Raw genomic sequence first — 22,336 nt, 5'->3', positions numbered from 1 at the left:
ATCTGCATGCGAGTAGCCTTTCTGCTTCTGACGGTTCTTGTTTCGACCGTTTCGGCCCAGACCGTTTCCGTCGGAACCGCCCGGGTTCCCCTGAATATTCTCTCGTTTAACGTTCGGGTTAACACCCCACAGGACGGACTGAATGCCTGGCCCAACCGTAAAGAGATGGCCGCTGGTGTCATCCAGGATTATCAGGTCGATTTTGCCGGGTTGCAGGAAGCATTAGCGGGGCAGCTTGCCGATTTGCAGGACCAATTGCCAGCCTACGCGTGGATTGGCGCCGGGCGGGACGACGGTAAGACGCAGGGTGAATTTTCACCGATTTTCTACAACAAACAAAAATTTGAGCTTCTTAAACACGGAACATTCTGGCTTTCCGAGACCCCGGACATACCGGGCAGCAAATCCTGGGAAGCGGCTTTTCCCCGCATAGCGACCTACGGCATTTTCCGGGATAAACGAAATGAAAGTGAACTTTTTGTGATCAATACCCACTTCGACCACCTCAGCGAAACGGCCCGTCAAAAGAGCGCCAACCTTCTGATCGCCCAGATAAAAAAAATAGGTCAGGATTTACCCGTGATTTTAACCGGCGATTTCAACACCCCGGAAATTTCGCCAGCCATCCAGGCGCTGATGGGTGATTCGTCTCTGAAGCTCGCCAACACCGAGCGCTTATCCAAGAATCCCCACACGGGTGGGAAAACCACTTACAACGGCTTCAAAACCGATCAGCGCGGACCGGTGATCGATTTTATTTTTGTGGGGCCGGGCATTGACGTGAACCGGCACGATTACCTGCCCATCCTGAAAGACAACGTTTTTATCTCCGATCACTGGCCGGTGCTGAGTCGAGTCATGCTGGAGTAAGTTGTTACACCGCGTAAATCAAGCGTTTTCTTTTCTCCTCCTGCTTTCTGATTTACGCGGTGTAATTGGCTTAATCAAGCAGCCTGTCTGGTCAACAAGCCATTGCTGGCGTTGCTGAAATTCCCCATAACCGTAATGCTCGGCTCCGGTCCTTTGATGCCATCCTTGGCAAATTGCCGGGCGATGCCTTCGTGGATGTAGTAGTAGGTTTCCCAGTACGTATCGCTGCTGGTCCAGACCCGGACGTCGAAATGGAAAGCCAGTTCCGTAAGTTTGGTTACCAGAATATCGTGGGTCCGGTCTTTCTGCGCGTACGGGCAGGTATCGATCACACGCGCGATCGAGGTCTTGATGCTGTCGACGGAGTTGGCATTACCGGCGGCAAAAACCATATCAACGCGGATGGTCCCTTTGCCCGAAATGTTCGTCATGGGCGACGTGGACAGCGCCCCGTTGGGCAAAACGATGGTGCGGTTATCCGGCGTTATCAGCACCGTATCAAAAATCCGGATGGCTTCGACGGTTCCGGTAAATCCCTGCGCACTGATCAGATCGCCCACCCGAAACGGCTTGAAGGTTAGAATCAGGACCCCACCGGCAAAATTGGCCAGACTGCCCTGCAAGGCCAGACCAACCGCCAAGCCTGCGGCACCAATGATGGCCACAAATGAGGTTGTTTCAACGCCGAGCGTGCTGGCCACACTGAGCAGCACCAGCACTTTCAACAAGACGTTGACCAGCGAAAGCAGAAAGGGCTGTACATCACGATCAACATGCCGTTTGCTCATCACCGCCGAAAGCATCCTAACCACCTGATTCGTGAGCCACAGGCCGATAACCAGAATGATAATCGCCAGTAAAATTTTAAAGCCGTAAAGCGTAGCAAAAGCCGCTACCTGATCATACACACTCTGCAACGAAAAAGCGGGGGATTCCATAAAATTCTTTTTGAAGTTTCTCCTGTTGAGAAGGTTGAAGCTTCAAAAAGTAACGCTTGTTCGGGCATTAATTAACCGCTAACGGTTTTATAACCAGTTTTTTCGCCGGAAAATCCAGAGCGTAACCAGCGAGGATAACACAATGGATGCCAGCGCCAGTGGATAGCCAAGCTGCCAGCTCAGCTCCGGCATGCTGGCGAAGTTCATACCCCAGATGCTCGCCAGCAGCGTTGGCGGCAGAAACACCAGCGAAACCACCGTGAAGATTTTCACAATGCGGTTCTGATCGAGATCAATCAAACCAAGGAAGGTGTTCTGCAAAAATTCCAGCCGTTCAAAAATAAAGTTCGTGTGGTCGATCAGCGAATTAATGTCCTTGATGAGCGTCCGAAGCCGCTGCTGTTCGTCGTTGGTAAACCAGCCATCGCTGCGGATCATGGCCGAGATTACCCGTTGCTTGTCGACAACGTTTTCCCGGATTGACATCGTTAACTCCTGGTAATCGTTGATTTTCAGGAGCATTTCCCGGTCCAGCGCGGCATCCAGATCCAGTTTGCGGTTGATGGCTTTAATTTCCTGCGAAACCATCTCGATCAAATCGGCGTCGTGGTCGATCCGGGATTCGAAAATGGTGATCAGAATTTGAGCCCCGTCGTTAAACACCGACCGCCGGGATTTGATTTTTTTGACGGTATCGGCAAACGACCGCAGGTCGGCGTTGCGGTAGGTAAACAGCGTATCGTCCTTGAGCATAAAACTGACCGGCACCGTCACGTACATATGCTCTTTATCCGGAATCAGAAAGTTGGAGTTGGCAATCAGAAAGTCGTCTTCCTCAATGTACCGTGAGCTGCTCTCAATTTCGGCCTGCTCCTGCTGGGTCTGAAAGTTGACGTCGAATTTTTCCTCCACGCTCTTGGTTTCCTCGCGCGAGGGGTTCTGTAAATCCACCCAAAGGGTTCGTTCGGTATCCGAAAACGATTCAATGTCCCGAACCTTCCGAACGGCGGTTTCATCCTGTTGAAATATACGAATCATGGATCAGTAGTTAGCTGATGAACAAACGGGCGGGTCTCCGCCCGTTACCAGAACGACGACTTGGCCGCAAAGTTGGGAAAAAAAGCGAAGTTGACCATTGCCGCCCTGAACTCTCTTACTTTTGCAGAACCGTAGCAGGAACATTCCCGCCCCGCCCATGCTGATACTTGATACGTTCGACCGTCAACTCGCCCCAACCACCGTGCAAAAAGGACGCCGTTTTTTTACCCAACAGGCGGTTTTGTCCCTTGAGCAGACCGGCCAGGCACGGTGGAATGCCGACGTGGAGGAATCGGAGGTCTATTCGGTTGAAATCCAGTTGCAGGACCGAGCCATCACGGATGCCTTCTGCGACTGCCCGGCGGAGGATTCTTTCTGTCCGCATACCGTAGCCGCGCTGTTTGCCCTCCGCGAAAAGCTGAAACAGCGCCAACCGAAAGCCAAACGGGCTTCCAAAAAGCTGACACTCGACGATCTGCTGCACCAAGTGACCGTAGAGGAGCTTCGGCAGTTTGTGGCCGATTACGCGGCTGCGGACAAGAGCTTTGCCAGCAAGATTCAGCTTCATTTTGCCGACAAAGATCCGCGCATCGACGTTGGAAAGCAGTATACCGAACTGGTCCGGAAGGCGATCCGGACCCACGCCCGCCGGGGCTTTGTCGAATACCGGGAGACCGGAAAACTGGCCCGGGAGATCAGGGCTATCCTCGCAACGGGTCAGCAGTTTCTGGCCCGGAAAAACTACCGGGATGCGCTGACCGTCAGCCGGGTGATCGTGGTTGAACTGGTGAACCTGTTCGACCATTGCGACGACTCGGCGGGCCACCTCAGCAGCACGGTTTCCAGCGCGATCAACCTGCTGGGTCAACTGGCCGATTCGGAGGAAGCCGCCCAGCCGCTCCGGCAGCAACTGGTTGATTTTGTGGCCGCTGAACTGAAACTTTCAACTTATTTTGAGTACGCCGATTTTGGGGCCAGACTGCTTGATGCCGCCTTTCGGGCGACGATGAAGCTCAGTGAACCGGACCGCTTTCTGGTGCTGATCGACCAGTTGATTCCATTATACCGGGACGAATACGACGAGTATACTCAAAACCTGCTTCGAACCACCCAAATCCGGTTTCTAAAAACCCTTGGCCGCACCGACGAAGTTCGCAGGCTCACGCTGGAAAATCTGGAGATTGTTGAAGTCCGGCAGGAAGTGGTAGCGGAAGCCGTCGACGCGGGGGATTTTGAACGGGCGAAGGTGCTGGTTCAGGAAGGCATTCGGCTGGCCGAACAGAAAAAGCATTCCGGTACGGTTCGGCGGTGGCAGGAGCAGCTTCTGGCCATTGCTTACCGGGAAAACGATCTTCCAACGGTTCGATCCTGGACGAAAGCCTTTGCGTTCGAGCCGGGTCAGGAGGTTTCGCTTCCCTATTACCGCCAGTGGAAGCAAACCTTTTCAGCCCGCGACTGGGCGCGTGAATACCGGAAACTCATTCAGGCCATGACGCAAACGGCGGCCCAGAACGCCAGTCAGCGAAAAGCCGTCTGGTTTTATGAGCCCGATACGCTGTTTCATCAGTTGGCGCCTATTTTTGTGGAAGAAAAACAGTGGCTAGCGCTGCTCGATCTGGTGCAGACTCAGCCCAGTCTGGAGCGGCTTCAGCAGGCCCATCCGTACTTGGCTTCCCGTGTTCCGGCCGAGATGCTCGCCCTGTATCTGCCGGTGCTCGAAAAACTCGGGCAGAAAGCCAACGACCGTTCGGACTACCGGCGGCTGGCGCAGCTCATTGCCCAGATCAAAAATGACATTCCGGAAGGCGTCCCGGTCATGAACGCGCTGATTCAAGTACTGAAGGAACGAAATCCCCGACGACTCGCTTTTCTGGAAGAACTGAACGCGGTGCAGTAAGCCCCACTCCCAACGTTTTACCCCATGAACCCGATCAGAACCGACCACGAAATCCCCCGGTATGCACTCAATCCACTCGACGGGGCTGGCAACTCGATGTTTCAGGTCGTGGAAGGCACCGGCCAGCTGCCGTCCCAGCAGGATGCGCTGCTCATTCCCCACCGCAAAGATTACTACTTTCTGGCGTACGTCCGCGACGGCAACACGCGGCATTGGGTCGACATGACGCCGTATACGCTAAAGCCGCAGACCTTCTATTTTACCATTCCGCATCAGGTCCACCTGAAAGAAGAAGTGGGCCCAATGTACGGTACCCTGGTTGCGTTTACGGAAGAATTTCTGGCGCTCGACGACAACCGCCTGCTGAAAAAACTCCCGATCATCCAGAATCCGTACAACGGCCACGAACTGCTCCTCAGCGCCCGCGATATTGCGTTTGTCGAAGAAACCCTGGCGAAAATGACGGCAGAATACCAGTACCCCGCCGACTGGCAACACGAGATGGCATCGGCCCACCTGCGGGTGCTATTGATTTACCTGAGCCGGCTTTATACCGAACAATTCACCCAGGCCCAGCAGCAGGTCGACCGGCAGTTGGTCAAACGGTTTCAGTCGCTGGTGGAAGCCCGGTTTAAAGAACTGCATCAGGTGGCCGACTACGCCGACCTGCTGCACCTGTCGGCGGGCCATCTGAGCGAGACCATCAAGCAGCAAAGCGGCAAAACGGCGATTGAACTCATTCACGAGCGGCTGGTGCTGGAAGCCAAACGGCTGCTGTTTCATACCGATCATTCTGTCAAGGAAATTACGGCCCGGCTGGGTTTCGAAGATGCCTCCTACTTCAACCGCTTCTTCAAACGCCTGACCACCCGGACCCCCGTGGAGTACCGAACCAGCATCCGCGAAATGTACCATTGAAACCGGAAACCGTGCAGCGTGGCTTCGGAAGGGCGGTTGTAGGTTTGTAGCGGAATCACCAACACGGTTTTTACCGTCACCAACCCATGAAAAAAGTCTTAATCACCGGAGCCAATAAAAGCATTGGTTACGAAACCGCCCGCCAGCTGATCCGCCAGGGCTATTACGTGTATTTAGGAAGCCGCGACCGCCAGAAAGGGCAACAGGCCGTTGAAGCGCTCAACGCCGAAGGACTCACGCAGGTTGAAGCCGTTGAAATTGACGTGAGCAACGCGGAATCGGTAGCCGCGGCCCGGCAGGAAATTGGTCAGAAAACCGACGTGCTGGATGTCCTGATCAACAACGCCGGCATTAGCGGAGGCATGGCCCAGGCCGCCACCACCACCGACCCGGCCCTGATCCGGCAGGTGTTCGACACCAACTTTTTCGGTCCTATTCAGGTCACCCAGGCGTTTCTGGATCTGCTCCAGCAATCCGAAGCTCCCCGGATTGTCAATGTCACCTCCGGCTTAGGGTCTTTGACGCTGCACAGCGATCCGACCTGGCGCTACTACGCGGTCAAAGGCGCGGCATACGGTCCGTCGAAAACGGCCCTGAACGCGTACACGATCGCACTGGCGTACGAACTGCGCGACTCGGCCTTCAAGGTCAATGCTGTCGACCCGGGATACACAGCCACCGATTTCAACCACCACAGCGGTTTTCGGACCGTCGACGACGCTGCCGCCCAGCTCGTCAAATACGCTACGCTGGATGCGGATGGCCCCACGGGCGGATTCTTCAGCCTGGACAATAACCCCGAAACGGGCGTCAGTCCGTGGTAAAACCGTTCAGCCCGCCAGATAGAGGTCTGGTGGGCTGAACGAAAGGCGACCGATCCGTTATTTTTTCCGGGATGACTTCGCCCTGGGATTAAAATCCAGCGTCAGGTTGATCCATTCGTCGAATTCTTTCTGGGTTCGCCTGCCGCTTTCATCCACCAGCACGTACCCTTTCATGGGCCGTTTGCCCGAGTACATAACCCGACACCCGTTTTTTTCGAGCATCTGCTCGTAAATAGCAGGATCGATGCGGCACAGCAAGTCGTCCTGAATGACTCCCACCAACATTTTGTCGTTGTACAGAAAGAGCCGGCCGCCCATCATGGCTTTTTCCTCCAGGTTGGGCAGATCGGCCAGCCGCTCCCGGACCCGGTCGGCTAATGCTTCGCTATAAGGCATATCAAACGATTTGGAATTAGTATCGTCAAAATACATAATCCCAAAACCGTGGCCAAACGCTGCTAAGCAAACATTTCGAGCATACGGGCCAGGCCCTGACCGGAATGCAGTTGCCGGGTTTGCTCCAGGGTCATTCTGGCAATTTCGGAGGCCCGGGCACGCATACGGGTTTCATAGGCCATCAGCGCCGTGCGCAGATCCGGACATTCGCTATTGGTGAGGCAATCGGATAGTTCCAGGGCGTCGAGCATGGCCATGTTGACGCCTTCGCCAGCGTACGGCGGCATCAGGTGGGCCGCATCACCCAGCATCGTCAGATTCGGCAGCGTCTCCCAGGTCTGGTCCAGCGGCATGCAGTATTGTGGCCGGGGGATAAAACCGCCCTCCGCGTTTTCGAATAATTCGAGCCAGAGGGTATCCCAGCCGGTAAATTCCTGCCGAAACCAGGCGGTAACCCGGGCCCGGTCGGTGAAGTCGATTCCGCTGCGGTGTACCCAGTCTTCGTCGGTCTTACAACCCGTGTAAAACACCAGACTACCGTCGCCCTTTGAACTCACGATCAGCGTCTTGGAGTCGCCTAAAGCGAATATTTTCCCGCCATTCAGCAACTGGTGGATGCGGGGTACGGCTTTTTCGGAATGATACACCGTGCCTTCCACGATGGTAACCCCGGAGTAAAAGGGTTTAATGGGCGTAATGAGCGGCCGGATTTTGGAGTTAGCCCCATCGGCCGCAATGACCAGGTCGGCCGCGGCCGAGGTGCCATTTTGGAATGCCAGTTTCCAGCTGTCTCCCTGAGGTGTCAACGCCACCAGGTGGCTGTTCCAGACCACCGTGCCCGGCTGCAACGATTCCAGGAGAAGGTTCCGCAGAGGGCCGCGATCAATCTCGGGGCGAAACAGCTGATCGTCGGCGTTGAAATTGTCGTCAAAAAGAACGGCGCCGTGTGGATCCACAATCCGTATCTTGTCGGCACCGGGACGGTAATTGGCCCGGAAGGCGTCGAGTAAACCGGCCTGCCGGATCGCTTCCAGGCCGGATTCTTCGTGCAGGTCCAGCGTGGCCCCCTGCACCCGGACACCTTTGTTCACGTCCCGTTCGTACACCTGAACCGTGGCACCCCGGCGTTGCAGCAACCTGGCCAGCGTCAGTCCACCGGGACCTCCGCCCACAATGGCTATTTTTTTGTCTTGGATCAACATGGTTGAAGTTGTTGGTTTGATGCGACAAACCTACCGCTTCTCCAAGGTCGAAAATTGTATAAATCGGTCGTTCTGATTTTTGCGGAGCCCTTTCGGCGTAACACCCGAAAACTTCCGGACATCCCGGATAAAATGCGCCTGGTCGGTAAAATTCTGCTCCGGGAACAGCTTACCCGCCCTGATGTCCTGAAACGACGCCCGAAACCGCAGAATGTCGCAATACGCTTTCAAAGAAATCCCAAACCGCTGGTTAAAATACCGGTTGATCTGGCGGCTGCTCCAGGCTGCCCGTTCGGCTAGTTCACGGATTGGCAGCGAGCCGTTGGAGCCATAAATCAATTCGAACAGCTTCACTTTTCGCCCATCCATCGCTTTGTCGGCCAGCCCTTTCAGAATATCCGAAATGGTTTGGCAAAAACGGCCGAAGTCGGCCAAATCATCCGCCGTGATTCCCCAGAAACCGGCGGGCAAATACCGGACTTCGTTGACCGAAACCGTCGTATCGAGGATGTATTCGACGGCCAGCAACTTAAAACTGACCGCAAAAATGACGGTACGGGGCCGAATGGAAGCCGACGACGCTTCCCGTTCGACACCGGCAACGGTGGTATGAAACGGCTCCGCGGACGAATAGGAAAAGAACACATCCACCCGGCCATCCGGCACCAGCACAACGGCCTTTTCTTCCTCTGAATGGTTCACCAGCATCCAGTAGCTTTCCACGAACTCCGCAAGAAATGCAGGCGGCTGGATGAATTTGTATTCGATGTCATTGACAAACATAGCTTCGGTAGGGCGTCCTGGTTAAACGATTGCCGCAGTGCCAACCATTGCGCCAGATGATTTCCAAGGGCTTAACCGGTTACCGGCCGCGTTTCGATAGACAGTCCAGTGCTTCGGCTTTTGATTGAACAAAATTAATATGACCGGCCTTGTTGCTTTCAAAAATAAAGTCCTGGATGCTTTTGCCCGGGTACCGGGAGAAGTCACCGACGATGGCCAGCCGAACCCGGTAATTGGAGAATTTTTGCAGAATTTCGCCCGCGATGCCGGTTTTTAAATCGAAGAACGCCGGGGTGATGTTTTTCTCGTACACCACAATGTTGTCGAAACCCTGATAGTATAAATTTCCCAATAAGTCCAGGCCGTCTTCCGTTGTCGCAATTACCGTCTCATCAGCAATTACTTCGGCGATTGAGGCCTCGTTGATCTGGTGTGATTCAATCTGCATTTTTTATGTATTATCAGTAAATACTGCCAAGACCCCGCCTAAAGGCCATCCGTTGGTTTTGCCCGAGTTTACAGGCCATGACGTCCGCCGGGTTCCAGCTTTTTGGAGGAAGGTGAAATCGGCTTTTTCAAACATCGGGACAACCCCCATGCGCTGGTGGCTGGTTGAATCGGGTTCTATCCGGTAGACTTCGCCACCCCATGCACCCGCACTAATTCGGGCTTCCTTTCGCTTTAAAAAGAGCTTCGAACCAGGTGATTTCTCAACGGGTTTGAGGACTTTACAATTGCCATACCGGAAACGCTACCGGTAGTTTGTTGTTAAAGCCGCCGTTCGGACAAACAGTTCCGGATAGTCAACAACCAGCCCGTATTCGTCCACCTGAATAATGGCTTCAAAATTGTTCGGAACGTTCTGGTAATGATAGGCGGTCTCGGCCAGTCGGGTGTATTGCTGCTGAACCGGAGTAAATTGGCCTGCCAGCAGATCACAGTAGATAACCCCGATTTGCCGCGACTGGTCTGGCTGCAGCCCAAGCCGGCGGATGGGCAAGGTGTTGGTGAACGGGGTCAGCGGAAGATCGACATCGAGGCAGCCCGCAAACGCGTCGGCTACCTGACCGTTTTGCCGCCAATTGCCCTTGCCATCGCCTTCCAGCCGGATGGCCTGAACTTGATTGCTGTGCCGACTCCTGACTTCTAATAAAACGGTTTGCCACTGCGGATTGGTTTGAATGCGGTAGTCGACCAGGTAAATTTTCCCTTCGTACTGCCCGATGATGGTGGAAGTGATTTGCGAACCGCTTTCCCCCGTCTCGACCAAACAGTTTTCCAGGGAATAGTATTCTCGGCCGGTCCAGAGAAGGTTGAGCTGCATGATCGGTTTCTACTGGCTAAAAACGTTCAGGATACCTGTCTTTTTCGTCGATCGTTCACTACGCAGCACGCGGCCCATCTGTTGGGCTCTTCGTAACCCGGTATTGGCAGGTTGTGCAGGAAACGATTCGGCCCGAAAAATAAGGCTATACCGACCAGACCAACAAGCGAAAGCCGTAAACGTTTTTGAAAGGTAACCGTAACTGAATGGCTCTGGGCACTTGTCGGTTTTTAATCCGATCCGTGCGCCGGGGCAGCAGGCCCGGTCAACTCAGTAGTGGGTAAACACATGCTGGAGCACTTCTTCGCGGTTTCTGGCGTGGAGGATTTTTGCGCCCGATAGCTGGGGAAAAATTGTTTCATATTCGTTGAAATGGTGCTCCATACCGCCAATGGGATCAGACAATATAATGTTGATTCCTTCGAAATAACTGGCAAAGGCGGCTGTGCCTCCGTGCATCGAGATAAACCGGTTGCAGTTGGCATACACCATCAATTGAAGGTGATTGTAGTTATTTACCTGGGAAGAATGCTGCTGGTAGAGATCACTCATGAGCAACACGTCGGGGTGAGTTTTCCGAATCCAGTCATGCTCGTTCAAATCCAACGTCTCACTGTTATCCCCTACGATTTGCTGAGCAAGAGGCCGATTGTAAATAATTTGGTATTTGCCTTTCAGTGATGAAATAAGTTTATCAAGCGTTGGGATATCCAGGTAGTTAACGGGAGGTTTATCCCACTCTATGTTATATTTATTAGCAATAATTAAAATAGGCTTATCGTATACAAAGATCGAATTCGTGTACTGTTTTTTTAAAGGTACTCGTAGCCATTTGCTGTAATCGAACGTATTACTATGCGTCATATTGGGCACTTCGTAGTAATTATACCCCGCCTGCCAGACGCGTTCCGTATATTTTTCCTCGTGGTTTTTACTGAAAAAATAAAACTCTTTGGTGTTTTTACAGGAAATGGTTTTTTCAAGCGTACCATTTACATGATGCCAATAAGCAAACGGTAGAATATACCTCAACTCCTGATCAAACTCCCCATGATAATCAACTACTTTGTATTGCTTTTTAACAAAGTAATCTTTAAATAGATACTTAACCTGGTTGAGCCTGCAATAGTAATTGTCGCGGATAAAATACCGCAAATCAGACCGCATCTGGGGGTACTTAACGGAGGCAACTACGTACAATGACTTCAATAATATTCTTTGCATAATCGGCTAACCCTAACTTGCTGTTTTATCGAAACTGGCGGTCCCTTTTTACTCTTTGGCTATTTGTTGAATAATGTCTTCAAATTCCTCCGCCCTTTTCTGCCAGGAGTTTGCTTTTGCTACTTCAACTCGCTGCCTGATTCGTTCCGGGGTGTTATCGTGCAGAGCTCGCCGTAACGCCCGGGCAAAACTTTCCGCGTTATCCGCTAATTCAATGACTCCCTCAAATTCATCCAGAATAGAAAAAGGCGTTGAGACCACGGGCAAACCGGCCGCCAAGTATTCGTTAATTTTTAAGGGGTATATTGTATAAGTGTGCTCGTTACAAACGAAAGGAATAATAGCCGCCGACAGATTGGCAAGCAAGGGAGGGAGCTTTGTCACCGGGAGCGATTTAGTAAAGACGACATTCGGAAATGTGGACAGTCGTATCTTAAGTTGGGGCTCATTTACTTCTCCGATAAATTGAAACTCCACATCGGGCATTACCCGGGCGCAATACTCGACTATATCAATATTTATTCGATTATCAGCAGTACCTAAATAGCCTACTGTTAATTTTTCAGGACGATGTTGATCGGCCAGTTGACGAGCCTGATGGAAAAGGTCGAAGTTGGCGCCATTTTTAATGCAGAACGTAATGGGCTGTAAGGCTGACTTCGATTGGCGCAATGCCTCAGAAGTGGTAATAACCGCATCCACCTGCTGAAGGTAATCGATTTCGTACCGCTGTCCATGCCGACTGATCCAGCTTTCCGCCGTGATTTCGTCGTAACAGTAATAAACCGTCGCGTACTCGTTTAATTTCCCAATCATGGGCGGCCCCCAAACCGGATTAAAAGCATTCACCACCAGCGGCTGCTTCAGCCCCAGCCGCGCCATTACCTTCCGCAACTCTCTGGTAAGATAGTTTACATTCCACTGAAGCACTTTGTCGTGGGATGGGTTTGTAAGCCAGTTCGTCGGAAGCATCATGGGCGGCACCCAGAGGTAAATCTCACTGCCGTTTTCCAGTTTTAATTTTGTGAGCGGGTCACTAAGTTTTAAGAGCGTACGGATGGGAACATCCCGACGGCCGGTGACGCCCATCCACCAGTCTTTGATCGTATATTGATAGTCCACATACAGAATTCGGTGACGTTGGGCCAACTCGGACATCAGTTGAACCGCCGAGTTCTGAAATCTACCTTTCCAGGGCGTTTGACTAATACAAATTATACTATCAAAATCATTTCCCATCACACGAAATTGGCCATTTTATAGAATGCAGACAACGTATGATAACGATCAACTTCTATGCCAGAATTCCGGCCTGGCAGGACTTAAATACGACTGCGTTTATACCTTATAATGAAACCAACAATACGCAAAAAATTATTAAAATTAACTGAAATACAACCCTTTAATCATTATACGTATAGTGGTGACCATTGCCTTTTGTGGGACAAACAACAGTCATGAGAAATGTCGGGTACCCGTACACAAAATAGTGAGCCCATCAGGCAATGATGCGGTAACTTGCCGAGCCTACTGCGGATGAGGTAAAATGCATGAATGGCGAATGAAATAAAGAACCTATCAACTTTACAAGACACCTTACTCACTCGAGCGTATCCGTCTACCAATGGATATTCAGACAGGAAGTTCTGCGCGGTTATTCTTCCGGCGTTGGCTGTTTATTGATTGTTTGCTCAATAATATCCCAAAAAGTAGTCTTAGCCATTTGCAAATCGTATTCGTTGTAAGTGATTTTGCACCTACTTGTATATTGGTACTCTTCTTTATTAAGTGGCAAAAAAGGGAGCCCAATTAGGCTCCCCAATAATAGCTAAAATCAAACTTACTTTCCAATATCCGGCTGGCCGTACTTCTCGCGGTACATATGAAACAGCCGTTTGTGTTTGTCGTCCAAGTTGATGTGACGGCCCTGGATAAACGCGTGTTCGATGACGTTGGTCCGCATGTCCAGCAAATCGCCTTTGGACACCACCAGCGTCGCGTGTTTGCCTTTTTCGAGCGTGCCCACCACGTTGTCGATGCCCATGATTTTGGCGGTGTTGGAGGTGAGCATTTTCAAGGCCTCCTCCTTATCGATACCCCCAAAACCAACGGCGGTTCCGGCTTGAAACGGCAGGTTGCGGGTTCGCCACCATTCGCCGTCGTAGCTCAGGCTCACCAGCACCCCGGCTTTTTGCAGCATACCCGGCAGTTTGTACGGCAGATACACGTCCTCATCCTCCAGCGTCGGCAGACGGTGCATCGGCCCCAGAATCACCGGCACGTTGTTTTCCTTCAGAAAATCGACCACCCGGCCCGCGTCCTCCGCCCCGACCAGCACCGGTTTGCGCACGCCCATCTGTCTGGCAAACTTGACGGCTTCGATGATGTCCTTGCCGTAGTTGGCCCGGATGTACAAACAGCGTGTTCCGTCGAAAAGGCCTTTCATGGCTTCCAGTTTGAGGTTTTTCGGCGCGGGGTTTTTCAGGTCGGCATAGGCCCGCGCATCCGAGAACGTGGCCGTCAGCGCGTTGATGGCGTCCTGCCGCTGTTCGTTCTTTTTCAGACTGACCGCAAAGGTTTCGTAATCGAAACTGCGGGCGAAATACCCCGGCCACTGGAGCCACAAGCCGTCGTCGGCTTTCAGTACGGCGTCTTCCCAGTTCCAGCCGTCGGTCTGCATCACCGACGAACTCCCCGCAATAACGCCCCCATCGGGCACGGCCTGCGTCATCAGCAAGCCGTTGTTCCGAATCGTCGGAATCACCTCCGAATCGGTGTTGTAGGCAATCAGCGACCGGACGTTCGGATTCAGCGAACCCGTTTCCTGGTAGTCGAGCGTGGCCCGCACCGACGCAAATTCCTGCAAACCGACCGTGGCCGCCGGAGAAATCAATCCCGGATAAATGTGTTTGCCGGTGGCATCAATCCGTTCCGCGCCGTTGATCGGCGTATCGCCATTTCCCACGGCGGTAATGACGCCTTTATCGAAAACGATGGTGCCGTTGGTAATCACCTGGCCGTTGCCGACGTGGATGGTCGCGCCGGTCAGGGCCACCGCCCGCGCCTGCGGACCCGCCGGGGCGGGGTTCTGCGCAAAGCCGTTCAGCGACGCCAGCAGCAGTATCGATAGTGTTATTTTTTTCATGCTTCAGCTTTTAGAAGAGAGTCAGGAGACAGGAGATTTTTTAACTGACGTTCGCGTTTATCTTCTCTTGTCTTTTCTCTCTTATCTTTCACTTCCCTTGTTCGGTCTGTTCTTCTCCTTCGGCCATAACGCCTTCCACGTCTTCGCAATGCCACATCCGCTGCCGCCGGAACGTCGGACGTTGGGTTTGAGCTCCACCGGCTTTGGCTGTCAGCATCTTCTGGATCAGCCGGGCGCGTTCTTTTTGCAGGTCGTCGCGTTTGCGGTCGTCGTCCTGCGCGTCGAAGTAAATCGTGCCGTCGATGATCGTTTTCTCGGGCCGGGCGTACACCGCCAGCGGGTTGTTGTTCCAGAGCACCAGGTCAGCGTCTTTGCCCGACCGGATGCTGCCCAGTCGGTTGTCAAGATGCAACAGTTTGGCAGGGTTGAGCGTCACCATTTTCCAGGCTTCTTCCTCCGAAATTCCGCCGTATTCCACGGCTTTGGCGGCTTCCTGATTGAGTCGGCGGGCCATTTCGGCGTCGTCGGAGTTGATGGAAACCACCACACCCGCCCGCGCCATCAGGGCCGCGTTATACGGAATGGCGTCTTTCACCTCCATTTTGTAGGCCCACCAGTCGGCAAACGTCGAGCCGCCCACGCCGTGTTTCGCCATTTTATCAGCCACTTTATACCCTTCCAGAATGTGCGTGAACGTGTTGACCTTAAAGCCCAGCGAATCCGCCACTTTCATCAGCATATTGATTTCCGACTGCACGTAGCTGTGGCAGGTGATAAACCGTTTCTTGTTCAGGATTTCGGCCAGCGCATCCAGCTCTACATCCCGGCGGGGCGGCACGGCTTTGGCTTTTTCCTTCGCACTCATCGAATTGTAGGCTTTCCAGGCGTTGTCGTACTCGCGGGCGCGGGTGAAGTGGTCGAAGTAAACCTGCTCCACGCCCATCCGGGTTTGCGGAAACCGGATCCGAACCGCATCGCCCCAGTTGGCCTGCTTGACGTTTTCGCCCAGCGCAAACTTGATAAACCCGTCGGCGCCCTTCACCAGCAGGTCCTGCGGAGCTTCCCCCCACTTCAGTTTCACAATCGCCGACTGCCCGCCAATCGAGTTAGCCGAACCGTGGAGCAATTGCGAGGTCGTGACGCCCCCGGCCAGTTGGCGGTAGATGTTAATGTCTTCGGAATTGATCACGTCGCCCATCCGGACCTCCGCCGAGCTGGATTGCCCGCCCTCATTAATCGAATACAGCGCAATGTGCGAGTGTTCGTCAATAATTCCGTTAGTCAGGTGTTTTCCCGTTCCGTCGACCACCTGCGCCCCCGCCGGAGCTGCCAGTCCTTTACCCACCTTCGCAATCTTCCCGTTCTGCACCAGCACGTCCGCGCTCGTCAGAATACCGTCTTTTTCGTTGGTCCAGACCGTCGCGTTCCGGATCAGCAGCGTCTGCGCTTTGGGTTTCTCCAGATTCCCCATCCCAACGAACGGGTACAGCAATTTGCCGTATTCCGGAGCAGTTTTCTTCGCCCGGTCCGTCGCTACGGTATCCGGTTTTGTGGCCGAAGCCGTAAAGGGTTGCGCCAGCGTCGCCGACCACTTCACGGCTTTTCCGTCCGGCAGTTCGCCCTCGCCTTTTAAAGTCGTTCCTTCACGGTAACCCGTCAGTCGGGTGGTACCCCCTTGTTTCTTGTTCAGTTGAATTTGCAGCGAAATCAGGTCGTTCGCCAGCGCCACTTTGGGCGTAATCTTGGCGGTGTCGGCCAGAATCTGGTATTCCAATTTACCCGGTTTTCCGGTAATATTCAGCTTCAGGTTGCTCCGGTCGCCGATGGTCAGGTTGTAGGTTCCGCGCCAGTCGGGGGCGTTTTTATCCAGATAGACGTACTGTCTGCCCCGCACCCAGTTTTCCAGAATGACGTTGTCGGCGCTGAACAGGTTGTCGGACGTAACCAGAAAATTCGCCAGCAGCCCCGGTTTCAGGCTCCCGACTTCGTTGTCGATCTTGAGCAGTTGCGCGGGCGTGGTGGTCAAGGCCGTCAGCGCCTGTTGTTCGGTCAACCCGTATTCGATGGCTTTGCGCAGGTTGGACCAGAAATCGGTTTTGTTGCGCAGGTTGGCGGTCGTCAGCGCGAACGGCACCCCGGCTTTGGCGAGCATCCCCGGATTGGCCGGTGCCATTTCCCAGTGCTTCATTTCGGCCAGCGTTACGTTGTCGGCATCCCAGGCGTCCTCTACGTCGTATGCCTGCGGAAAATTCAGCGGCACAATCAGCGAGCCCCCCGTCGCTTTTATCTCGTCGAGCCGCTGGTATTCGTCACCGGCGCTTTTGATAATATACTGAACGCCAAACTCCTCCCCGATTTTATCCGCCCGCAAAACGCCCAGCCGATCCGGTACCTCAAAAACCGAAGGCAGACTTTGCAATTGGTTGAAGGCTTCCAGCGAAAGGTTCGACTCGACGGTTTTTCCGGCCTTTTTGTACCAGTCAGCGTCGTAGTACGTTTGCCGCAGCAGGGCCACCGCGCCCATCGGCGAATTCGGATACGTTTGCGTCGACGTGCCTTTGCTGAACGAGTAGTGCGCCGAAACCCGGTCGCGGATGACCACGTTGTTTTCGCGGTCGTCAGCCAGCGTCACCAGCACCGAGTTGCCGCGCGCAATGCCGTCGTGCGGGTGCGTGACCACCGCCCCGAAGCCCAGCCGCCGAAGTTCGTTGGCCTGCTGCACATTGGCTTTAAAAATTGCCCCGGCATCAACTTCCGGCTGGATGGCCTGGTTCCAGTTGTAGGCGCCTTTTTTGTTGGAATCGTACTGCGGAGCGCCACGCCCCCCGCCGGGCGCATTCCGTTGCAGGGCGGGCATTCCGTAATCCGACTCAATATCGACCAGGGCCGGGTAAATTCGCTTGCCCTTCAGGTCGGCCACCACCGTGCCCGCCGGAATGCTGACGGTTTTGCCCACGGCTTCGATCCGACCGTTGCGGATCAGCAGCGTGGCGCCTTCGAGGGTGGTTTTCGGATCAACGATGATGGTGGCATTGGTAAAGGCATACAGCCCCGGTCGTTCGTCGTAGACGCCGTTCCGGGGAAACGTTACCTGCGACCAGCCGGCCTGGGCGAGTCCCCAGGCCAGTATGCCAGTCAGGAAGAGTTTCCGCATGTAAAGAATTAGCTAGGTGATGAAACAGGTTAAATAACGGTACGAAGTTACGAAAGGAGTAACTTTATTGTCCTAACAACCAAATTCTATTTTGCGGAATCCTTTAGTAGACACCGTCAATTTTCCGTTTATTCGAAAAGCAGAATTTCATGCTATTGAACCCGATGAGCCAGATGAACACGGTTTTTTCTCTTAACTGGCCGACTTTTCTCGCCAGCCTTCTGCTAACGGGTTGGTCCGCCAGCGCGCAACTTCCGGACGTAACCCGCGACCTGCTAAACCGCGGCCCTTATTTCAGAGCCTCGAATTACGACATCACGCCCATCTACACCCTGGCCGGCCCCGACGGCAAAATTCTTGGCTACCCGTATCTGGACACGGCTTTTGCCCGAACAACCGTTACCTTTTACCAGAACATGGCAAAACCCGGCACCAAACCGTTCACCGAGATCACCGACGCCCCGGTTCGGTACAATCTCCAGGCCAACGATCTCGAATTTCTGGTCAATCCCCGAACCGTCAAGGCCGTCAGTGGCGAACGGGTGCGGCAGTTTACGATGGAACGCAACGGCCAGATGAGGCATTTCATCAACGCCACCGAAGCCGGCGCCCCCGCCGACTTGCGCGGCTTTTTTGAGCAGGTAACCGACGGCAAACTGAAGCTCCTGATCCGGCACCAGATTTACGTCAAAAAGCCAACATACAACCCCGCCTTGAGCGTCGGCACGAAGGATACCGAACTGATTCGGGAAGCCGTCTGGTACACCAGCGATGGCCCGAATCTGACGAAGTTTTCGCCCAGCCGAAAAGGTTTGCTGGGCGCCATGCCCGACAAGGAAGCTCAGATCAGAGCGTATTTAAAGGAGAAAAAGCCGGACCTGAAAGACCGTAGAGCACTGACGGCAGTATTTGTGTACTATAATTCGCTGTAAAGCGCATCTTCGGCCTGTTTTTGATCAAAATTTGCTGGTAAATTGCGGCATCGTTTGCTAACCTCTTTGTGTCATCCATGAAAAGCCGTCGTTCCTTTCTTCGTTTAAGCACGTTTTCGCTGCCCTTTCTGAGTTTTAACCGCCTGCCGGGCTTATCGGGCGGGCTGGTAGCGGGTCAACCCATCGTTGTTTCCACCTGGGACAGCGGAACCATTGCGAACGGGGCCGCCTGGCCGGTTCTGCAACGCGGAGGAAAGGCAATCGACGCGGTGGAACTGGCCGGGATTGCCATCGAAAACGACATCAACTGCTGCGTGGGGCTGGGCGGCAACCCCGACCGCGACGGGCGTGTGACGCTCGACTCCTGCATCATGGACGACAAATTCAACTGCGGCTCCGTGGCCTTTCTTGAACGCATCAAGCACCCGGTTTCGGTGGCCCGTAAAATCATGGAAACCACGCCCCACGTCATGCTGGTCGGCGAAGGTGCCCAGCAGTTTGCGGTGGCCAACGGCTTTCCGCTCGAATCCGGCAAGCTGTCGGCAGACGCGGACAAAAGCTACCGGAAATGGCTGGAAAAATCGGAATACAAACCGGTTATCAATATTGAATTAAATCAGAAAAAGCCCGCTAACAAAAAAGCTTTCGCACCCAACAAGCTCGACAACGGCGCCCCCAACCACGACACGATGGGAACGGTGGCCCTCGACGCGTCGGGCAACCTCTCGGGCATGTGCACCACCAGCGGCATGGGCTTCAAAATGCGCGGCCGCGTCGGCGATTCGCCCATCATCGGGGCCGGTTTGTACGTCGATAACGAGGTGGGGGCCGTGACCTGCTCGGGCCAGGGCGAAGAGGTGATCCGGATGTGCGGTTCGCACCTGGTGGTTGAATTTATGCGGCAGGGCCTGTCGCCCGAAGAAGCCTGCCGCCGGGCCGTGGAGCGGATTGTCAAGCGTGATCCGGCGCGGGCCAAAGACTTTCAGGTGGGGTTCATCGCCCTCAACCGGAAAGGCGAAGTGGGGGCGTTTTCGGTACAGAAGGGCTTTAATTATACCGTCACGTCGGCCACGGTTCAGCAGCAGATTTTCAACGCCGAGCATTATTTGTAGGAAAGAGTCCGTGCAGATACCATAACCGATGACCGCCCATGTAACGAAGTTGCGGGCTTGATAATCGTAAAGTTGGCGGCTTGGGTAGCTTTTTATTTAGTACCTTTGCGCTTTCAAATTCAGACCCGATTCAAAGTGTCTTCTATTCTCCGTATTGCCTTACAAAAGTCCGGTCGACTGAGCGAGGATTCGTACCAGTTGTTTAAAGAGTGCGGCATTCGCTTCGACTACGGCACCGGCAAGCTGAAATCCGTTTCATCGAATTTCCCCGCCGAGTTTCTGTTCCTGCGCGACGATGATATTCCGGGCTACGTCGAAGATGGCGTGGCTGATCTGGGCATCGTGGGCGAAAACGTGGCCGTTGAGTCCACGCATCAGGTCGAAACCGTCCATCGACTGGGTTTTTCGAAGTGTCGCCTGTCGTTAGCCATCCCGCGCGCCACCGACTGGAACGGTATTCACGACCTGGCCGGTAAAAGCATTGCGACTTCTTACCCGCGGATTCTGGGCAATTACCTCCAGGAAAAGCAGATTTCGGCGGAGATTCACGAGATCAGCGGATCGGTCGAGATTGCACCAGGCATTGGTCTGGCGGAAGCCATCTGCGACATTGTAAGCTCGGGCAGCACCCTGCTGAGCAACGGCCTGAAGGAAGTGGAAGTAATTTTCCGTTCCGAAGCCATCCTGATTGCCCGTCCGACGCTGGAAGCCGAGAAACAGACGCTGTTGGAGAAGTTGTTGTTCCGGATCAAAGCCGTTCAGGCCGCCAAGAACAACAAATACATCGTTCTGAACGCGCCGAATAGTGCGCTGGAGCAGATCACCTCGCTGCTGCCGGGCATGAAAAGCCCGACGGTTACGCCCCTCGCTACCGAGGGCTGGAGTTCAGTCCATTCGGTCATTACTGAGAATGATTTCTGGGAAAACATCGAAGCCATTCGTTCTGCAGGTGCACAGGGTATCCTGGTGATCCCGATTGAAAAAATGATTTATTGATTTCATAGAGAAGAGAGCCTAGACAAGAGAAAAAGATTTCCATTCATTTATGCTTTTGTCTCTTCTCTCTTGTCTTTTCTCTTTTGTCTAACAATGCAAATTCTTGCGTTTCCTTCCCGTGCGGAGTGGCCCCGGCTGCTGGCCCGGCCCGTGCAGTCGACCGAAGCGATTGAAAAAGCCGTTGCGCCCATTCTGGAACAGGTTCGCAACCGGGGTGATCAGGCGCTGGCCGAACTATCGGAAAAGTTTGATAAACTGGCCTACACCGGCCGCCCGTTTCAGCCCGCTGATTTTAAAGCGGCCGAAAACCAGGTTTCCCACGAATTGAAAGCCGCCATTCAGCAGGCTTACCGGAATATCCGGAAATTTCACGAAGCCCAGCGGCAACCCATCGAGAAAATCGAAACCATGCCGGGCGTTACGTGCTGGCGCCGGAGTGTGGGCATCGAGAAAGTCGGGCTTTACATTCCGGGTGGCACGGCTCCCCTGTTCAGTACGGTATTGATGCTTGGCATTCCGGCCCAACTGGCGGGTTGCAAAGAGGTTGTCCTCTGCACGCCCAGCGACCACCCGGCCATCCTGTACGCGGCCCAACTGGTGGGCATTACCAAGGCTTTTCGGGTTGGGGGGGCGCAGGCCATTGCGGCTATGGCGTACGGCACCGAATCCATTCCGAAGGTTTACAAGATCTTCGGCCCGGGTAATCAGTACGTAACGGCGGCCAAGATGCTGGTGGCCAAAGAAGGCATGGCGATTGACATGCCCGCTGGTCCCTCAGAAGTAGCCATTTACGCCGACGAAACTGCCGTTCCGGCTTTTGTGGCCGCCGATCTTCTGTCGCAGGCCGAACACGGAGCCGACAGCCAGGTGCTGCTGGTTTCTACGGATAAACACGTCGTCTCAACCGTTCATTTGGCCTTGATCGCGCAGTTGGAGCGGTTGCCCCGGCATGAACTGGCCGCGCAGGCCATTAAAAACAGCAAGGCCATTCTGGTGGAGACGGATGACGATGCCATCGACCTGCTGAACGCCTATGCCGCCGAACACCTGATTCTGAGCGTCGAGAACGCCGAAACCGTGGCCGAACGGATCACCAACGCCGGGTCCATTTTCCTGGGAAATTACACCCCCGAGTCGGCGGGTGACTACGCATCCGGTACCAACCACACGCTACCGACCAACGGCTTTGCCCGGGCCTACAGCGGGGTTTCGATGGATAGCTTCGTCAAGAAAATCACAGTTCAATCGATTACCGAGGACGGTATTAAGGCGCTGGGGCCCACGATTGAAGCCATGGCCGAAGCCGAATCTCTGGAAGCGCACAAGCACGCGGTGAGTCTGCGGCTGGCGAGTTTGCAATGAACAGGGCAGCAAAATTGTTATCTTGCTAAAAAAGAAGAACCATGAGTCAGCTAGTGATTGAAATCGATTCGCCGGAGGATGAAAAGTTATTGCTTGCGATTCTACCCAAGTTCAACGCCCGGGTACTGGAAAAAAAAGAGAGCAGTAAGCCTTCTTTAAAGGATGTTCTGGAAGAATTGTCACAAAGTGGGGTGGCAGAAAAAATTTGGTGATCCTTGCGA

Annotated in this window: 20 protein-coding genes; 9 read left to right on the top strand and 11 right to left on the bottom strand. The window is 53.8% G+C overall.

The genetic code is table 11. The annotated features are described in order from the left end of the window. Positions 1-6: 6 nt before the first annotated feature. Positions 7-870 carry an endonuclease/exonuclease/phosphatase family protein gene (locus OQ371_RS18080; RefSeq protein ID WP_265989606.1) on the top strand — a complete coding sequence of 288 codons (864 nt, stop codon included), beginning with the start codon at positions 7-9 and terminating at the stop codon, positions 868-870. A 74-nt stretch (positions 871-944) separates the two neighbouring features. On the opposite strand, the gene OQ371_RS18075 is transcribed toward OQ371_RS18080, so the two are convergent. Together OQ371_RS18075 and corA are read right to left on the bottom strand one after the other, a co-directional pair. Then, positions 945-1,808, bottom strand: coding sequence for a mechanosensitive ion channel family protein (locus tag OQ371_RS18075; RefSeq protein WP_265989604.1), 864 nt, complete (start codon positions 1,806-1,808; stop codon positions 945-947). An 87-nt stretch (positions 1,809-1,895) separates the two neighbouring features. Further along, the gene (corA, locus tag OQ371_RS18070) at positions 1,896-2,846 is read right to left on the bottom strand and encodes a magnesium/cobalt transporter CorA (protein WP_265989603.1); all 951 of its coding nucleotides are present in this window, start codon (positions 2,844-2,846) and stop codon (positions 1,896-1,898) included. Between the two features lie 157 nt (positions 2,847-3,003). On the opposite strand from corA, the gene OQ371_RS18065 reads away from it, so the two are divergent. From OQ371_RS18065 to OQ371_RS18055, 3 genes are all read left to right on the top strand, one after another. Further along, a complete protein-coding gene (locus tag OQ371_RS18065; RefSeq protein WP_265989602.1) occupies positions 3,004-4,743 on the top strand; it encodes an SWIM zinc finger family protein in 1,740 nt (579 codons plus the stop codon). A 24-nt stretch (positions 4,744-4,767) separates the two neighbouring features. After that, positions 4,768-5,661, top strand: a complete 894-nt coding sequence (locus OQ371_RS18060; RefSeq protein ID WP_265989601.1) for an AraC family transcriptional regulator — start codon at positions 4,768-4,770, stop codon at positions 5,659-5,661. 86 nt (positions 5,662-5,747) lie between these two features. Next, positions 5,748-6,485, top strand: coding sequence for an SDR family oxidoreductase (locus tag OQ371_RS18055; protein WP_265989600.1), 738 nt, complete (start codon positions 5,748-5,750; stop codon positions 6,483-6,485). A 57-nt stretch (positions 6,486-6,542) separates the two neighbouring features. On the opposite strand, the gene OQ371_RS18050 is transcribed toward OQ371_RS18055, so the two are convergent. The 9 genes from OQ371_RS18050 to OQ371_RS18010 form a co-directional block, all read right to left on the bottom strand. Continuing rightward, on the bottom strand, positions 6,543-6,881 hold the full coding sequence (locus OQ371_RS18050; protein ID WP_265989599.1) for a TfoX/Sxy family protein: 339 nt from the start codon (positions 6,879-6,881) through the stop codon (positions 6,543-6,545). A 62-nt stretch (positions 6,882-6,943) separates the two neighbouring features. Then, complete coding sequence (locus tag OQ371_RS18045; protein ID WP_265989598.1) at positions 6,944-8,083, bottom strand: FAD-dependent oxidoreductase; 1,140 nt, start codon at positions 8,081-8,083, stop codon at positions 6,944-6,946. 30 nt (positions 8,084-8,113) lie between these two features. After that, the gene (locus OQ371_RS18040) at positions 8,114-8,866 is read right to left on the bottom strand and encodes a helix-turn-helix domain-containing protein (RefSeq protein WP_265989596.1); all 753 of its coding nucleotides are present in this window, start codon (positions 8,864-8,866) and stop codon (positions 8,114-8,116) included. Between the two features lie 79 nt (positions 8,867-8,945). Further along, complete coding sequence (locus tag OQ371_RS18035; RefSeq protein WP_265989595.1) at positions 8,946-9,314, bottom strand: DUF4180 domain-containing protein; 369 nt, start codon at positions 9,312-9,314, stop codon at positions 8,946-8,948. A 303-nt stretch (positions 9,315-9,617) separates the two neighbouring features. Further along, a complete protein-coding gene (locus OQ371_RS18030; protein ID WP_265989594.1) occupies positions 9,618-10,190 on the bottom strand; it encodes a putative glycolipid-binding domain-containing protein in 573 nt (190 codons plus the stop codon). A 270-nt stretch (positions 10,191-10,460) separates the two neighbouring features. After that, positions 10,461-11,357, bottom strand: a complete 897-nt coding sequence (locus OQ371_RS18025; RefSeq protein ID WP_310586584.1) for a hypothetical protein — start codon at positions 11,355-11,357, stop codon at positions 10,461-10,463. A 105-nt stretch (positions 11,358-11,462) separates the two neighbouring features. Further along, the gene (locus OQ371_RS18020; protein WP_310586583.1) at positions 11,463-12,572 is read right to left on the bottom strand and encodes a glycosyltransferase; all 1,110 of its coding nucleotides are present in this window, start codon (positions 12,570-12,572) and stop codon (positions 11,463-11,465) included. A 682-nt stretch (positions 12,573-13,254) separates the two neighbouring features. Further along, a complete protein-coding gene (locus tag OQ371_RS18015; RefSeq protein ID WP_265989591.1) occupies positions 13,255-14,559 on the bottom strand; it encodes an amidohydrolase family protein in 1,305 nt (434 codons plus the stop codon). Between the two features lie 88 nt (positions 14,560-14,647). After that, positions 14,648-17,713 (bottom strand): amidohydrolase family protein, encoded by a 3,066-nt coding sequence (locus OQ371_RS18010; protein WP_265989589.1) that lies wholly within the window; start codon positions 17,711-17,713, stop codon positions 14,648-14,650. A 173-nt stretch (positions 17,714-17,886) separates the two neighbouring features. On the opposite strand from OQ371_RS18010, the gene OQ371_RS18005 reads away from it, so the two are divergent. From OQ371_RS18005 to OQ371_RS17985, 5 genes are all read left to right on the top strand, one after another. Further along, entirely contained in the window at positions 17,887-18,645 is a 759-nt protein-coding gene (locus OQ371_RS18005) for a hypothetical protein (protein WP_265989587.1), read from the top strand. Between the two features lie 77 nt (positions 18,646-18,722). After that, positions 18,723-19,757: an isoaspartyl peptidase/L-asparaginase family protein gene (locus OQ371_RS18000; RefSeq protein WP_265989586.1), complete on the top strand. Its 1,035-nt coding sequence runs from the start codon at positions 18,723-18,725 to the stop codon at positions 19,755-19,757. A 135-nt stretch (positions 19,758-19,892) separates the two neighbouring features. Then, entirely contained in the window at positions 19,893-20,753 is an 861-nt protein-coding gene (gene hisG, locus OQ371_RS17995; RefSeq protein ID WP_265989585.1) for an ATP phosphoribosyltransferase, read from the top strand. Between the two features lie 93 nt (positions 20,754-20,846). Then, the gene (gene hisD / locus OQ371_RS17990; RefSeq protein WP_265989584.1) at positions 20,847-22,115 is read left to right on the top strand and encodes a histidinol dehydrogenase; all 1,269 of its coding nucleotides are present in this window, start codon (positions 20,847-20,849) and stop codon (positions 22,113-22,115) included. A 41-nt stretch (positions 22,116-22,156) separates the two neighbouring features. After that, a complete protein-coding gene (locus OQ371_RS17985) occupies positions 22,157-22,327 on the top strand; it encodes a hypothetical protein (RefSeq protein ID WP_265989583.1) in 171 nt (56 codons plus the stop codon). Positions 22,328-22,336: the final 9 nt, after the last annotated feature.

This window comes from Larkinella insperata, from assembly GCF_026248825.1.
GTDB lineage: Bacteria > Bacteroidota > Bacteroidia > Cytophagales > Spirosomataceae > Larkinella > Larkinella insperata.
The sequence above is the reverse complement of the archived record's forward strand: the minus strand, read 5'-3'. Positions and strand labels throughout refer to the sequence as shown.

Coding starts and splice junctions, on each gene's coding strand:
- OQ371_RS18045 (WP_265989598.1), bottom strand. CDS start 8,083: ATGTTGATCCAAGACAAAAAAATAGCCATTGTGGGCGGAGGTCCCGGT.
- OQ371_RS18065 (WP_265989602.1), top strand. CDS start 3,004: ATGCTGATACTTGATACGTTCGACCGTCAACTCGCCCCAACCACCGTG.
- OQ371_RS18025 (WP_310586584.1), bottom strand. CDS start 11,357: ATGCGGTCTGATTTGCGGTATTTTATCCGCGACAATTACTATTGCAGG.
- OQ371_RS18030 (WP_265989594.1), bottom strand. CDS start 10,190: ATGCAGCTCAACCTTCTCTGGACCGGCCGAGAATACTATTCCCTGGAA.
- corA (WP_265989603.1), bottom strand. CDS start 2,846: ATGATTCGTATATTTCAACAGGATGAAACCGCCGTTCGGAAGGTTCGG.
- OQ371_RS18015 (WP_265989591.1), bottom strand. CDS start 14,559: ATGAAAAAAATAACACTATCGATACTGCTGCTGGCGTCGCTGAACGGC.
- OQ371_RS18040 (WP_265989596.1), bottom strand. CDS start 8,866: ATGTTTGTCAATGACATCGAATACAAATTCATCCAGCCGCCTGCATTT.
- OQ371_RS18020 (WP_310586583.1), bottom strand. CDS start 12,572: ATGTCCGAGTTGGCCCAACGTCACCGAATTCTGTATGTGGACTATCAA.
- OQ371_RS18005 (WP_265989587.1), top strand. CDS start 17,887: ATGAACACGGTTTTTTCTCTTAACTGGCCGACTTTTCTCGCCAGCCTT.
- OQ371_RS18010 (WP_265989589.1), bottom strand. CDS start 17,713: ATGCGGAAACTCTTCCTGACTGGCATACTGGCCTGGGGACTCGCCCAG.
- OQ371_RS18075 (WP_265989604.1), bottom strand. CDS start 1,808: ATGGAATCCCCCGCTTTTTCGTTGCAGAGTGTGTATGATCAGGTAGCG.
- OQ371_RS18050 (WP_265989599.1), bottom strand. CDS start 6,881: ATGCCTTATAGCGAAGCATTAGCCGACCGGGTCCGGGAGCGGCTGGCC.
- OQ371_RS18035 (WP_265989595.1), bottom strand. CDS start 9,314: ATGCAGATTGAATCACACCAGATCAACGAGGCCTCAATCGCCGAAGTA.
- OQ371_RS18000 (WP_265989586.1), top strand. CDS start 18,723: ATGAAAAGCCGTCGTTCCTTTCTTCGTTTAAGCACGTTTTCGCTGCCC.
- OQ371_RS17985 (WP_265989583.1), top strand. CDS start 22,157: ATGAGTCAGCTAGTGATTGAAATCGATTCGCCGGAGGATGAAAAGTTA.
- OQ371_RS18080 (WP_265989606.1), top strand. CDS start 7: ATGCGAGTAGCCTTTCTGCTTCTGACGGTTCTTGTTTCGACCGTTTCG.
- OQ371_RS18060 (WP_265989601.1), top strand. CDS start 4,768: ATGAACCCGATCAGAACCGACCACGAAATCCCCCGGTATGCACTCAAT.
- hisD (WP_265989584.1), top strand. CDS start 20,847: ATGCAAATTCTTGCGTTTCCTTCCCGTGCGGAGTGGCCCCGGCTGCTG.
- OQ371_RS18055 (WP_265989600.1), top strand. CDS start 5,748: ATGAAAAAAGTCTTAATCACCGGAGCCAATAAAAGCATTGGTTACGAA.